This is a genomic window from Phenylobacterium sp. (assembly GCF_036963605.1).
In the GTDB taxonomy this organism is placed as follows: Bacteria; Pseudomonadota; Alphaproteobacteria; order Caulobacterales; family Caulobacteraceae; genus Phenylobacterium.
In genome coordinates this window covers 1-11,980 of record NZ_JBALUY010000042.1, presented here as the reverse complement: position 1 = coordinate 11,980, position 11,980 = coordinate 1, and the positions used below count along the sequence as shown (strand labels likewise).

11 protein-coding genes are annotated in these 11,980 nt (G+C 69.9%); 5 read left to right on the top strand and 6 right to left on the bottom strand.

Annotated features, from left to right (window positions below):
- The first annotated feature begins 76 nt into the window (after nucleotides 1–76).
- The 3 genes from V7702_RS09665 (at nucleotide 77) to V7702_RS09655 (ending at nucleotide 2,168) form a co-directional block, all read left to right on the top strand.
- Nucleotides 77–796: a GGDEF domain-containing protein gene (locus V7702_RS09665; protein WP_335649904.1), complete on the top strand. Its 720-nt coding sequence runs from the start codon at nucleotides 77–79 to the stop codon at nucleotides 794–796.
- Nucleotides 796–1,587, top strand: a complete 792-nt coding sequence (locus tag V7702_RS09660) for a pseudouridine synthase (protein ID WP_335649903.1) — start codon at nucleotides 796–798, stop codon at nucleotides 1,585–1,587. The genes V7702_RS09665 and V7702_RS09660 overlap by 1 nt, the downstream gene beginning before the upstream one ends.
- Nucleotides 1,588–1,664: 77 nt before the next feature.
- On the top strand, nucleotides 1,665–2,168 hold the full coding sequence (locus V7702_RS09655; protein WP_335649902.1) for a DUF6438 domain-containing protein: 504 nt from the start codon (nucleotides 1,665–1,667) through the stop codon (nucleotides 2,166–2,168).
- Between the two features lie 9 nt (nucleotides 2,169–2,177).
- Here V7702_RS09655 and ligD read toward each other — a convergent pair whose 3' ends face one another.
- The 3 genes from ligD to otsB are packed head-to-tail and all read right to left on the bottom strand — an operon-like array spanning nucleotide 2,178 to nucleotide 7,015.
- Entirely contained in the window at nucleotides 2,178–4,847 is a 2,670-nt protein-coding gene (gene ligD, locus V7702_RS09650; protein ID WP_335649901.1) for a DNA ligase D, read from the bottom strand.
- Between the two features lie 15 nt (nucleotides 4,848–4,862).
- A complete protein-coding gene (gene otsA / locus V7702_RS09645; protein ID WP_335649900.1) occupies nucleotides 4,863–6,269 on the bottom strand; it encodes an alpha,alpha-trehalose-phosphate synthase (UDP-forming) in 1,407 nt (468 codons plus the stop codon).
- Nucleotides 6,266–7,015 (bottom strand): trehalose-phosphatase, encoded by a 750-nt coding sequence (otsB, locus tag V7702_RS09640; protein ID WP_335649899.1) that lies wholly within the window; start codon nucleotides 7,013–7,015, stop codon nucleotides 6,266–6,268. The genes otsA and otsB overlap by 4 nt, the downstream gene beginning before the upstream one ends.
- A gap of 181 nt (nucleotides 7,016–7,196) precedes the next feature.
- On the opposite strand from otsB, the gene zwf reads away from it, so the two are divergent.
- Nucleotides 7,197–8,666 (top strand): glucose-6-phosphate dehydrogenase, encoded by a 1,470-nt coding sequence (gene zwf, locus V7702_RS09635; RefSeq protein ID WP_335649898.1) that lies wholly within the window; start codon nucleotides 7,197–7,199, stop codon nucleotides 8,664–8,666.
- Between the two features lie 5 nt (nucleotides 8,667–8,671).
- On the opposite strand, the gene dut is transcribed toward zwf, so the two are convergent.
- Nucleotides 8,672–9,127, bottom strand: a complete 456-nt coding sequence (gene dut / locus V7702_RS09630) for a dUTP diphosphatase (RefSeq protein WP_335649897.1) — start codon at nucleotides 9,125–9,127, stop codon at nucleotides 8,672–8,674.
- Nucleotides 9,124–10,320: a bifunctional phosphopantothenoylcysteine decarboxylase/phosphopantothenate--cysteine ligase CoaBC gene (coaBC, locus tag V7702_RS09625; RefSeq protein WP_335649896.1), complete on the bottom strand. Its 1,197-nt coding sequence runs from the start codon at nucleotides 10,318–10,320 to the stop codon at nucleotides 9,124–9,126. The genes dut and coaBC overlap by 4 nt, the downstream gene beginning before the upstream one ends.
- A 126-nt stretch (nucleotides 10,321–10,446) precedes the next feature.
- Here coaBC and V7702_RS09620 point away from each other — a divergent pair, with 126 nt between their 5' ends.
- On the top strand, nucleotides 10,447–10,947 hold the full coding sequence (locus tag V7702_RS09620; protein WP_335649895.1) for a hypothetical protein: 501 nt from the start codon (nucleotides 10,447–10,449) through the stop codon (nucleotides 10,945–10,947).
- Nucleotides 10,948–10,960: 13 nt separating this feature from the next.
- On the opposite strand, the gene V7702_RS09615 is transcribed toward V7702_RS09620, so the two are convergent.
- Nucleotides 10,961–11,980: AarF/UbiB family protein (locus tag V7702_RS09615; protein WP_335649894.1), on the bottom strand; the 1,020-nt coding region annotated here is incomplete at its 5' end.

Sequence of the window (11,980 nt, the reverse complement as noted above, 5' to 3'; positions counted from 1 at the left end):
ATAGGCGCCGCCTTTGCGCCGGCAACCGATCACCGGTACGATTCTTATGGTTAAGGCTGGATGTGATTCCCTTCCCATGAAGATCACGGGCGCACGCACCGAACCCTTTGCGGCGATCCGCAAGCGGGCCCTGGCCCAGGCCGGCGCCCAGAGCGCGGCCGCCCGCGCCCTGCCGGTCGATAGCTCGGGGTTCCTGGGGATTTCCGAAGCCGAGATGACGCCGGTGGTCCGCGGCGCCCTGCAGACCCTGCTGAGCGAGATCGACGACCTGCGCGGCGAGGTCGCCCGCCTCAAGGCCAAGCTGGCCGAGGTCGAGGGCCTGGCCGACCGCGATCCCCTGACGCCGCTGCTCAACCGCCGGGCCTTCATGCGCGAGCTGTCGCGGGTGCAGACCTTTTCCCGCCGCTACGCCTCGCCCGCCAGCCTGGTCTATTTCGACCTCGACGACTTCAAGAGCGTCAATGACCGGTTCGGCCACGCGGCCGGCGACGCGGTGCTCAAGGCCGTGGCCGAGCGGCTGACCGGCCTGGTGCGCGAGAGCGACGTCGTCGGGCGGATGGGGGGCGACGAGTTCGCCGTCATCCTGGTGCAGGCCACCGCCCGTACCGCCCAGGCCAAGGCCGAGGCCCTGGCTCGGACCCTGGAGCAGGCGCCCATCCAGTTCGGCGACTGGTCGGCGCCCCTGCACATCTCGTTCGGGGTCTGCGAAATCCCGCACGATGGCGAGGCCGAGGCCATCGTCGCCCAGGCCGATGCGGCCATGTTCATCCGCAAGCGCGAGCGCCAGACCGGCTGATGGCCTGGACGCGCACCTATGAGGAGGCCGAGCCCCAGCGGGTCAATCGCTGGCTGGCCCAGAGCGGCGTCTGTTCCCGCCGTGAGGCCGAGGCCCTGATCGCCGCAGGCCAGGTCTCCATCGACGGCGAGACCGTCTCCGACCCCGGCCGCAAGATCGAGCACGGCCAGACGCTGACCCTGGACGACGGCGCCCAGGCCCGCCTCGAGGGCCAGATGACGGTGATCGTCAACAAGCCGGTGGGCTATGTCTCAGCCCAGCCGGAGCCCGGCCAGGTTCCCGCCGCCCGGCTGCTGACCCGCCAGGCCCTGTGGGGGGACGATACCGAGATCCCGGCCGCCGACCGCAGCCTGGCGCCGGTGGGGCGCCTGGACCTGGACAGCCGCGGCCTGCTGATCCTGTCGGAGGACGGGGTGGTGACCAAGGCGGTGATCGGCCCGGACTCCCAGATGGAGAAGGAATATCTGGTGCGGGTGCGCGGCGACATCGGCGAGCCGGTGCTGGCGCGCCTGCGCCACGGCCTGGCCCTGGACGGCCGCCAGCTGAAGCCCGCCAAGGTCACCCTGGCGGGCGACCAGCGCCTGCGCTTCATCCTGACCGAGGGCCGCAACCGCCAGATCCGCCGGATGTGCGACCTGGTGGGCCTGTCGATCATCGACCTCTACCGGCTGCGGATCGGCCCCCTGAAGGTCGGCGACCTGCCGGAGGGCCGCTGGCGGCCGATCACGCCCCGCGAGCGCGAAGCCCTGCTGACCCCCGGCTTCAGCGCCAAGCCTGTCCGCCGACGCTGAGCGCGCCTCGTCTTCGCCATATTGGCCGGCGAACTGGGTGGGCAGGTCCCGGCGCCCGGCGACCCTTGGAGATGCTCATGTTCAAAGCCCTCGCCGCCTCGACGCTCCTGCTGAGCCTCGCCGCCTGCGCCACGCCCATGGACGGCGGCGGCCAAGCCGCCCGGAGCGAGACGATCAGCCTGGCCGTGGGGCCGTGCTTTGGCTTCTGCCCGGTCTATTCGCTGAGCGTGGCGCCGGACGGGGCCGTGCGGTTCGAGGGCGAGCGGCACACCACGGTGGTCGGCCTGAAGGAAAAGACGGTCGCGCCCGGCGCCTATCAGGCGGTGGCCCGGTCCTTGGCGCCTTGGCGGCCGGCCAGCGGGACCACGGCCCAGACCGAATGCGAGCAACTGGCCAGCGACCTGCCGACCTATACGGTGGTCTGGACCGACGCGGCCGGCGAGATGACCACGCTCAACCACGACGGCGGCTGCATGTCGGAGACCAACAGCCGGCTCAAGGCGGCGCTGCAGGCCATTCCCGGCCAGCTTGGCGTGGAGCCCTGGCTGGAGCGGCCGGCCAACGATCCCAACACGCGCTGATCCTGACGCCTAAGCCTTGACCTTGCCGAGCTTGCGGATGGCCGGCGCCAGCGGCCGCTCGCCCTCGGCGTAGTCGGCCCAGGCCTCGGTCTTCTTCAGCAGGTCGGGCACGGTGCGCAGGGTGTAGCGCATCGGGTCTAGACCTTTGCGCACCTGGCCCCAGGTCAGCGGCATCGAAACCCCGGCCCCTTCGCGGGCCCGGGGGGACAAGGGCGCCACGGCCGTCGCCAGCCGGGAATTGCGCAGATAGTCGACGAAGATCTTGCCCTCGCGCCTGGCCTTGGACATCACCGCCACATAGCGATCCGGCTCGTCGGCGGCCATCTGGCGGGCCACGTCATGGGCGAAGGCCTTGGCCGTGTCCCAGGTGAGCCCGCGGGCCTTGGCCAGCGGCGTGACCACATGCAGGCCCTTGCCGCCGGTGGTCTTGCAGAAGGCGACGAGGCCGAGCGCCTCCAGCCGGTCCTTTACATCCCGGGCGGCGGCGACCACGTCGTCGAAATCGAGGCCCGGTCCGGGGTCGAGATCGAAAACCAGCCGCCCCGGCGTCTCCGGATCGCCCTCGCGGCAATTCCAGGGGTGCAGCTCGATGGCCCCCATCTGGGCCAGCGCCGCGAGGGCCTCGATGCGGTCGATCTGCAAATAGGGCTGCTTGTCGCCGGCCACGTCCACCTGCTCGATCAGGTGCGAGGCGCCCTTGCCCGCATGACGCTGGAAAAAGCTCTGCCCGCCGATCCCGTCGGGGGTGCGGATCACCGAACAGGGCCGGCCGCGGATATGGTCGATCATCCAGGGGCCGACCGCTTCGAAATAGCGGGCCAGGTCGGCCTTGGTCAGGGGGGCGTCGGTGTCGGCCGAGCGCGGCCAGAGCGCCTTGTCGGGGCTGGAGATCGCCACCCCCATGACCACCACCGATCCGGCTGGCCGGCCTTTGCCGCCAGCCTTCGCCGCCGAGGACTTGGCGCCCGTGGGCTTGGGTTGGGCCAGCTCCACCTCCTCCACCGGGGCGGGTTTTTCGACCTCGACCTCTTCGGCGGGCTTGTCGGCGCGCAGGCCCTTGAAGGCGCCCTGGCGGACCATGCCCTCGCCGGTCCAGCCGGCGAACTCGATCTCGGCCACCAGGTCGGGGCGCGCCCAGTTGATGTCGCCAGACTTCCTCGGCGCGCCGGGGCCGCTGAACGGGCTCTTGTCGGCGGCGTGGGCCTCCAGCTGGGGCAGGACCCGGTCGACCACGGCGCGCCCGAAGCCCGTCCCGACCCGACCCACATAGACCAGATGGTCGCCCCGGTGGACGCCCACCAGCAGGGAGCGGAGCTGACCCTTGGCGCCCGTCCAGCCGCCAATCACCACCTCATGCCCGGCCCGACACTTGGACTTGGCCCAGTCCTGACTGCGGCCCGAGCGATAGGGGCCGTCCATGCGCTTGGAGATCACGCCTTCGAGGGAAAGGCGGCAGGCCGATTGCAGCACCGCGTCGCCGGCGGTCTCGAAGTGCTCCACATAGCGGATCTGACCGGCCAGGGGCTTGGCGCGGCGCTCCAGCACAGCCTTGAGCCTGTCCTTGCGCTCCCGCAGCGGCAGGGCGCGCAGGTCTTCCCCCTCCAGGAACAGGGCGTCGAAGGCGAAGAAGATCAGGTCCTCGCTGTGGCCCTCGGACAGGGCCGCCTGCAGGGCGGGGAAGTCCGGGGCGCCGTTGTCGTCCAGGGCCACGGCCTCGCCGTCATAGAGGCCGTCGGGCAGGGCTGTGGCGTGATCGGCGATGGCCTGGAACTTCTCGGTCCAGTCGAGGCCCTTGCGGGTCTTCAGGGTCGCCTGGCCGTCCTTCACCCGCAGCTGCAGGCGATAGCCGTCGAACTTGATCTCGTGGGCCCAGCCGGTCCCCTGCGGCGGCCGGTCCACCGACTTGCAGAGCTGGGGCGGAACGAAGCCGGGCAGGGCGGACGTGGTCTTGGGTTCAGCCTTGGCTTTGGCCGGCTTCGCCTTCGTCGCGGCCTTGGCCGGCTTGGCCGGCTCGCCCTTGGGCCGGCTCTCCCAGACGTCGTCGGCCGGAGCGGGCGCCTTGGCCTTGCCGCGCATGAAAGGCTTGGGCCCCTTGCCGGTCCCCGCCGCGATGGCCTCCATGGCCCGCCCTGAGGCGACCGAGGTGTCCTCGGTTTCCAGAAGATCATCACTCTCGACGGCGGCCTCGTCCCGGTGCTTGATCAGCAGCCAATTCTCCCGCTTGCCGCCGGTCCGGTCGCGCTTCATCCGCACCAGCACCCAGCCGCCGTGCAGGCGTTCGCCCTCCAGCACGAATTTCAGCTCGCCCTTCTTCAGGGCCTTTTCCGGATCGAAGCCGGGCTCCGGCGCCCAATAGCCCCGGTCCCACAACATGACCGAGCCGCCGCCATATTCGCCCTTAGGGATGGTCCCTTCGAAGTCGCCATAGCCCAGGGGATGGTCCTCGGTGGCCACCGCCAGGCGCTTGTCGGCGGGATCGCGGGAGGGGCCGCGGGTCACCGCCCAGGACTTGAACACCCCGTCCAGCTCCAGGCGGAAGTCGTAGTGCAGGCGGGTGGCCGCGTGTTTCTGGATGACGAAGCGCAGGCGCTTGGAGGGCGTAACGCCATCGGCCCCCGAGGGCTCCTGCGTCTTGGCGAAGTCGCGCATCTCGCGGTAGCGCGCCAGTTTCTCCGCCATGGATCTATCCTTTCGTCAGCTGGCCAGGGCGGACGCCTCCTGGACCGGGTCATCGCCGGCCAGGGCGCCGACAAAGGCGTCGCGCCAGGCGCCCACATCCTCGCCCTGAACATTGCTGAACAAAGCGCGCCAACGCTCGATTCGCTCCGCCAGCGGCATGGTCAGGGCGCGCTTGAGGGCCTCGGAAATCTCTTCGGGGCTGTTGGGATTGACGATCAGGGCGGCGGGCAGCTGATTGGCCGAGCCGGCGAACCGCGACAGGATCAGGACGCCCGGATCCTTGGGATCCTGGGCCGCGACATATTCCTTGGCCACCAGGTTCATCCCATCCCGCAGGGGCGTCACCAGCCCGACCTTGGCGGCGCGATAGAGCCCGGCCAGTTCGTCCCGGCGATAGTTGCGGTTCACGCAGCGCAAGGGATTCCAGTCCAGGTCGGCGTGCTCCCCATTGATCCGTCCGGAGAGGGCGTCGAGCCGGCCGCGGATCTCCTGATAGGAACTGACCGACTCCCGGCTGACCGGCGCCACCTGCACCATCAGCACCTCCCGGCGTAGCTCGGGATTGTCGGCCAGGAACCGTTCGAAGCCGAGGAACCGCTCCTCCAGGCCCTTGGAATAGTCCAGCCGGTCCACCCCGATGATCAGCTTGCGAAACACCGTATGGGCGGCCATCCGGTCATAGGTCCTGGCCGCCCGATCGGAGGCGACCATCTCGGCGAAGTCCTGGGCGTCGACGCCGATGGGGAAGGCGCCGGTCTGGACGGTGCGGCCAAAGGCCTTCAGCCGGTCCTCGGCCAGAATCTCGCCGCCCGCCTCGGCCTCCACATATTCCTGGAAGGCGGTGACGTATTCCGGCGTCTGGAAGCCCACCAGGTCGTAGTCGAACAGGGCTTCCACCAGGGCCTTGTGGCTGGGCAGGGTGACCATCAGCTGATGGGCCGGCCAGGGGATGTGCAGGAAGAAGCCGATCCGGTTCTTGACGCCCAAGCGCCGCAGCTCCCGGGCCATGGGGATCAGGTGGTAGTCGTGCACCCAGATCAGGTCGTCCGGCTCGATCAGGGGACGCAGGGTCTCGGCGAACCGGCGGTTCACCCGCTGATAGCCCTCGTCGAAGGTGCGGTCGTAGGCCGTCAGATCCACCCGGTAGTGGAACAGAGGCCACAGGGTCTTGTTGGCGTAGCCGTTGTAATACTCGTCATAGTCGCTCTGCTCGAGATCGACCGTCGCCACCGTGACGCCCTCGATGCGGCGCATGGCCAGCTGGCCGGTGAACATCGGCGTGGTCCGCCCGCTCCAGCCGAACCAGATCCCGGAATACTCGCGCAACGCCGCGGCAAGCGCCATGGCCAGGCCACCCACACTTTCCTCGCCCTTGCCCCCCGGCGGATTCACCCGGTTGGACACGACGATCAGACGACTCATAGGGCGGCCTCCAGCCAATCCAGTACTGCGTTCACATCTTCCAACCGATGGGTCGCCGCACTGTTCCGAACCTGGCCCACCAGTACGCCGGCGCCGCCCAGACGGCGGGCGGCGGCGAAGGCCGGTTCGTCGGTCTGGTCGTCGCCAACAAAGACCGGGATCGCCCCGCGAAACGGCGCGGCGTGCATGAAGGTGGCCAGGGAGTCGCCCTTGTCCGGCCCAGGCGTGCGCAGCTCGACCACCATGTGCCCGGGCTGCATCTTCAGACCCGTGCGCTCAGCCCAGGCGCTGGCCAGGGCGCGGACCGCCGGTTCCTGGTCGGGCGCCTGACGGTAGTGCAGGGCGACGCTGAGGCCCTTGGCCTCCACCAGCAGGCCCGGCGCTGCGACCGCCAGCTCACGAAAGGCGTCGGCCACCGCCGGAAGGTCGGGATGGGGCGCCGGCGGGCTGTGGGACCCGTCGGGCTCGCGCCGGTCCAGGCCGTGGACGGCCGCCACGGGGCGCACGGCGCCGTCGAGAATGTAGTCGATCTCGGCCAGGGTCCGGCCGGACAGTATGGCCACTCGGCCATCCATGCGCCGCACCAGCTCCTCCAGGATGGCGGTGCGGCGGGGTTCGGGGCCCACGTCCTGGGGCCGCGCCACAATGGGCGCCAGCGTGCCGTCCAGGTCGAGGAACAGGGCCGATCGGGTGAGGTCCAGGGCCGGCGGCGCCAGCTCTGCAGGTGTCTGTTCAATAATCGTCATGCCGTGAAATTCGCCCCTGTGGGCGCAGAACGCGCCCGGGCGAGGTTGGCTCCTTCTCCTGACGCCTTGGCGGTTCGGGGCGAACCGGGCCATGGCCTTGACGTTGCCTAAATGGGTTAGGGCTTACTGGTCCCGAGCTCCACCGCACCCGACCGATTTCCAGCCCAGGGAGATTAAATCCATGGTCAAGGCGCCTCAAGCCGATGCGATCGTCCTGTTCGGAGGCGCCGGGGACCTCGCCCTGCGGATGCTGTTTCCCTCGCTCTACTTCCTGGACGCCGATGGATTCCTGCCCGACGGATTCAAAATCGTCGCCGCCGCCCGGGCCGAAATCGAGCCCGGCGCCTTCCAGGCCATGGTCCGGGACTCCGTGACCGAGCGGGCCAGCCCACAGGACCTGGACGAGGATGTCTGGGCGCGGTTTGTCGAGCGGCTGGACTACCGGGCGGTGGACGCCACCAAGGCCGATCGGCTGTCCGTCATCATTGAGGCCCTGGGCGAGGCCCAGGCGCCGATCTTCTATCTCGCCCTGTCGCCGAGCCTCTATGTGGGGGTCTGCGAGGCCCTGGCCGGGGCCGGCCTGATCACGCCGCAGAGCCGCATCGTGCTGGAAAAGCCCATCGGCCACGACCTGGAAAGCTCCAGGGGCATCAACGCCGCCCTGGCGCAGGTGTTCGAGGAGGAGCAGGTCTTCCGCATCGACCACTATCTGGGCAAGGAGACGGTGCAGAACCTGATCGCCCTGCGGTTCGCCAACACCCTGTTCGAGCCCCTGTGGAACAACCTGACCATCGACCACGTGCAGATCACCGTGGCCGAGACCGAAGGGGTCGGGGACCGCTGGCCCTATTATGACGAGCACGGCGCCCTGCGCGACATGATCCAGAACCATGTGCTGCAGCTCCTCTGCCTGGTGGCCATGGAGCCGCCCTCGGACATGGAGGCAGAGTCCCTGCGCAACGAGAAGGTCAAGGTGCTGCGGTCGCTCCGCCCCTTCACCCGCCAGGATGTCGCCCAGGCCAGCGTACGGGGCCAGTACGCCGCCGGCGTCGCCCAGGGCCAGTCGGCGACCTCCTATGAGGAGGAGCGCGGCCAGGAGAGCGCCACCGAGACCTTCGTGGCGCTCAGGGTGGATATCGACAACTGGCGCTGGGCCGGCGTGCCCTTCTTCCTGCGCACCGGCAAGCGCCTGCCCGAGCGGCGGACCCAGATCGCCATCCAGTTCAAGGGCGTGCCCCACTCCATTTTCGGCGGCCAGGCCGAGGGCGACCTGGTGGCCAACCGGCTGGTCATCGACCTGCAGCCGGACGAGGACATCGAGCTCCTGCTGATGAACAAGGCGCCGGGGATTTCGCAAGGCGGCATGCGGCTGCAGTCCCTGCCCCTGTCGCTGTCCCTGCTGCGGGCCTATTCGGGACCGAATGCGCGCCGGCGCATCGCCTATGAGCGGCTGATCCTCGACGTGATCCTGGGCAACAGCGCGCTGTTCGTTCGCCGCGACGAGGTCGAGCAGGCCTGGCGCTGGGTGGACGGCGTGGCCGAGGCCTGGGCCGAGGCCGGCATGGCGCCCAAGCCGTATGCCGCCGGAAGCTGGGGCCCGGCCGGGGCCTTCGCCCTGATCGAACGGGCCGGCCGGGCCTGGTACGACTAGGTGCGCTAGCTTGCGCCGGTGGAGCCGAAGCCGCCGGCGCCGCGGGCGGTCTCGTCCAGGCTTTCGGCCTCTTCCCAGGCCGCCTGGATCACCGGGGCGATCACCAGCTGGGCGATGCGGTCGCCGCGCCGGATGGTGAAGTCCTCTTCCCCCAGATTGATCAGGATGACCTTCATCTCGCCGCGATAGTCGGCGTCCACCGTGCCCGGCGAGTTGAGGCAGGTGATGCCGGACTTGGCCGCCAGACCCGAACGCGGACGCACCTGGCCCTCGAAGCCCGGCGGCAGGGCCATGGCCAGGCCCGTGGGAACCATGGCCCGCTCCATGGGCCGCAGCACGACGGGCGCGTCCTCGGGTACGGCCGCCCGCAGGTCCATGCCGGCGGCCAGCGCGCTCTCATAGGCCGGCAGGGGCAGGTCGGCGTTGTGGGGCAGGCGGGTGATCTTGATCTTCGGGGTCATGCCAGGGCCTTCGCCATGCGCTGGGCGAGCTTGGCCGCCACGTCGGATTTTGCAGTCTTGTCCCAGCGCTCCACGCCCGTGGCGCTGACGATGGAGACGGTGTTGTCGTCGCCGCCCATGACGCCTTCGACGCTGACATCATTGGCCACGATCCAGTCGCAGCCCTTTCGGGCCAGCTTGGCCTGGGCGTAGGCTTCCACATCGTTGGTCTCGGCGGCGAAGCCGACCACCAGCTGCGGACGGTCTGGTCCGGCCGCCGACAGGGTCGCCAGGATGTCGGGGTTCTCCACCAGCCGCAGGGCCGGGGGCGCATCGCCGGTCTTCTTGATCTTCACCGCGCCTTCGTCAGCCGGCCGCCAGTCGGCGACGGCGGCGACGCAGACGGCCAGATCGGCGGGCAGGGCGGCCTGGCAGGCGGCCAGCATCTGGCGTGCCGTCTCCACCTGCACCCGCTTGACGGCGGCAGGGGGCGAAAGCGCCGTGGGTCCGGACACCAGGGTGACCTCGCAGCCCAGGGCCGCCAGGGCCTCTGCGATCGCATAGCCCTGCTTGCCGCTGGAGCGGTTGGTCAGATAGCGCACCGGGTCGATGGGCTCGACGGTGGGGCCGGCGGTGACGATGGCCCGGCGGCCGGCCAGCGGGCGCTCAGCCTCGCCTTCCAGCATCCCCATGATCGCTCCGAAGATGACGGCGGGCTCAGCCATGCGGCCGGGACCATATTCGCCGCAGGCCATGGCCCCTTCGTCGGGACCCACGAAGGCGACGCCGTCGGCCTTGAGGGTCGCCAGATTCCGCTTGGTCGCGGCGTGCTCCCACATGCGCACATTCATGGCCGGCGCCATCAGCACCGGCTTGTCGGTGGCCAGCAGGGTGGTCGAGGCGAGATCCCCGGCCAGGCCGTGGGCGGCCTTGGCCATCAGGTCGGCGGTGGCCGGGACGACGACCACCAGGTCGGCGGAGCGGGACAGCTGGATATGGCCCATCTCGGCTTCGTCGGTCAGCGAGAAGAGCTCGGAATAGACCTTGTCCTCGGCCAGGGCCGCCAGGGACAGGGGGGTGACGAACTGGGCGCCGGCGCTGGTGAGGATCGGCCGCACGCCGACACCGGCCTTGCGCAGCAGCCGCGTCAACTCCAGGGCCTTATAGGCGGCCACGCCGCCGCCCACGATCAGGAGAACTCGCTTATCCGCCAAGGCCCGATGTCCCTTCCGTCAAGGTCGCAACGCTATAGCCGCATATAGGCGCTGGACAAACCGCCGCATCTGTTCTTTGTTCGTTCCGCTACAGCTTGAAGCTGAACTCTGGGGAGAGACACCGTGATGATGCGGTCAGCTTGGGCGCTCGCTGCGGGCGCCAGCCTTTTCATTCTCACCGCCTGCGACAATGGCCCGTCGGCGGTGACGCCGGCCCCCAGCGCGGGTGAAGCGGCCCAGGACGCCTCGGCCACGGCGCCGGCGACATCCTCCGCCGCGGCGCGGGCGCCGATCCCGCAGGTGGACGGCCGGCCCCTGTGGTCGGAGACCCAGCGCTATTCGGCTCAGGAAAACGCCGAGCGCGCCTATGCCCGCAATGGCGAGGCCTTCGGGGCTACGGATCTGGACGACTTCGTCCGCAAGGCCCACGCCTTCGTCAATGACCCGCCGGCTGGCGCCGAGACGCTCAAGCGGGGCAATGGCGACACCCTGATCTATGATCCCGACGCCAACATCTTCGCCGTGGCCACGGCGGCCGGCGCGCCGCGGACCATGTTCAAGCCCGACAATGGCGCGGCCTATTGGGAAGAACAGAAGGTCCGGGAAGCCGAGCGCGGCGACGACTGACGCCGCTCTGCTCTCAGGCGAGCGCGCCCAGCAGGAAGGCGCCGCCGGTGGTCAAGGCGCCCAGGAAGAACCACAGCCAGCCGGAGTCCCGCTCGGGACTCGCGACCACGGCCACCGTGGGTTCCGGCGCCTGCAGCCGGCGCTTGAGGCCGTGGAGGATGTCCAGGCTCTCCTGGGCCAGGCGCTTGGCCTGGGCGGGCGGGGCCAGCTCCCGGGCGATCCAGCGGCGCACCACTGGATCGGCGGCGGCCCAGATGTCGTGGTCGGGATCGATGCGGCGGGCCACGCCCTCCACCGTCATCATGGTCTTCTGCAGCAGCACCAGTTCGGGGCGCAGGTGCATGTCGAATAGGGCGGTGATCTCGAACAGCTGGATCAGCACCCGGCTCATGGAGACCTGGCTGGCGGCGCGGCCGAACAACGGCTCCCCCACCGCCCGCAGGGCCTGGGCGAAGGCCGCCCGGTCGTGGTGGGCGGGCACATAGCCGGCCCGGAAATGCACCTCGGCCACTCGGGGATAGTCCCGGTCCAGGAAGCCCCAGAGGATCTCGGCCAGATAGCGCCGCTCATCGGGGCCGAGGCGTCCGACGATGCCATAGTCCACCGCCGTGATCCTGGCCGGCGCCTCGACGAACAGGTTCCCCTCATGCAGGTCGGCATGGAAGACGCCGTGGTCGAGCGCCTGGGAGAGGAAGGCCCGCAACAGGTTGGAGGCGAGCGTCGGACGGTCCAGGCCCGGCAGCTCCAGGGCGGCGGGATCGGACAGGGGCGCGCCGGCCGCCCATTCCAGGGTCAGGACCTGCTTGCCGACGCCTTCCCAGATCACCGCCGGCGCGGCCATGTAGCCGTCTCGGGCCATCACCTCGCCCAGCTCGTCGCAGCCGGCGGCCTCCAGGCGAAGATCAAGCTCCAGCTCGGTGGCGCGGATCACCGTCCGGGCGAAGGCCAGGGGCTCCAGCCGGCGAGCGGCGGGGACGTAGCGGGCGACCAGCTGTGCGGCCTGGGCGAGCGCCGCGGAATCCTGGGCGACCCG

Bases quoted from the DNA above. Each gene is read 5' to 3' on its own strand.
- V7702_RS09655 (WP_335649902.1), top strand. From the start codon at position 1,665: ATGTTCAAAGCCCTCGCCGCCTCGACGCTCCTGCTGAGCCTCGCCGCC.
- otsB (WP_335649899.1), bottom strand. From the start codon at position 7,015: ATGACGATTATTGAACAGACACCTGCAGAGCTGGCGCCGCCGGCCCTG.
- ligD (WP_335649901.1), bottom strand. From the start codon at position 4,847: ATGGCGGAGAAACTGGCGCGCTACCGCGAGATGCGCGACTTCGCCAAG.
- V7702_RS09665 (WP_335649904.1), top strand. From the start codon at position 77: ATGAAGATCACGGGCGCACGCACCGAACCCTTTGCGGCGATCCGCAAG.
- V7702_RS09660 (WP_335649903.1), top strand. From the start codon at position 796: ATGGCCTGGACGCGCACCTATGAGGAGGCCGAGCCCCAGCGGGTCAAT.
- zwf (WP_335649898.1), top strand. From the start codon at position 7,197: ATGGTCAAGGCGCCTCAAGCCGATGCGATCGTCCTGTTCGGAGGCGCC.
- V7702_RS09620 (WP_335649895.1), top strand. From the start codon at position 10,447: ATGATGCGGTCAGCTTGGGCGCTCGCTGCGGGCGCCAGCCTTTTCATT.
- otsA (WP_335649900.1), bottom strand. From the start codon at position 6,269: ATGAGTCGTCTGATCGTCGTGTCCAACCGGGTGAATCCGCCGGGGGGC.
- dut (WP_335649897.1), bottom strand. From the start codon at position 9,127: ATGACCCCGAAGATCAAGATCACCCGCCTGCCCCACAACGCCGACCTG.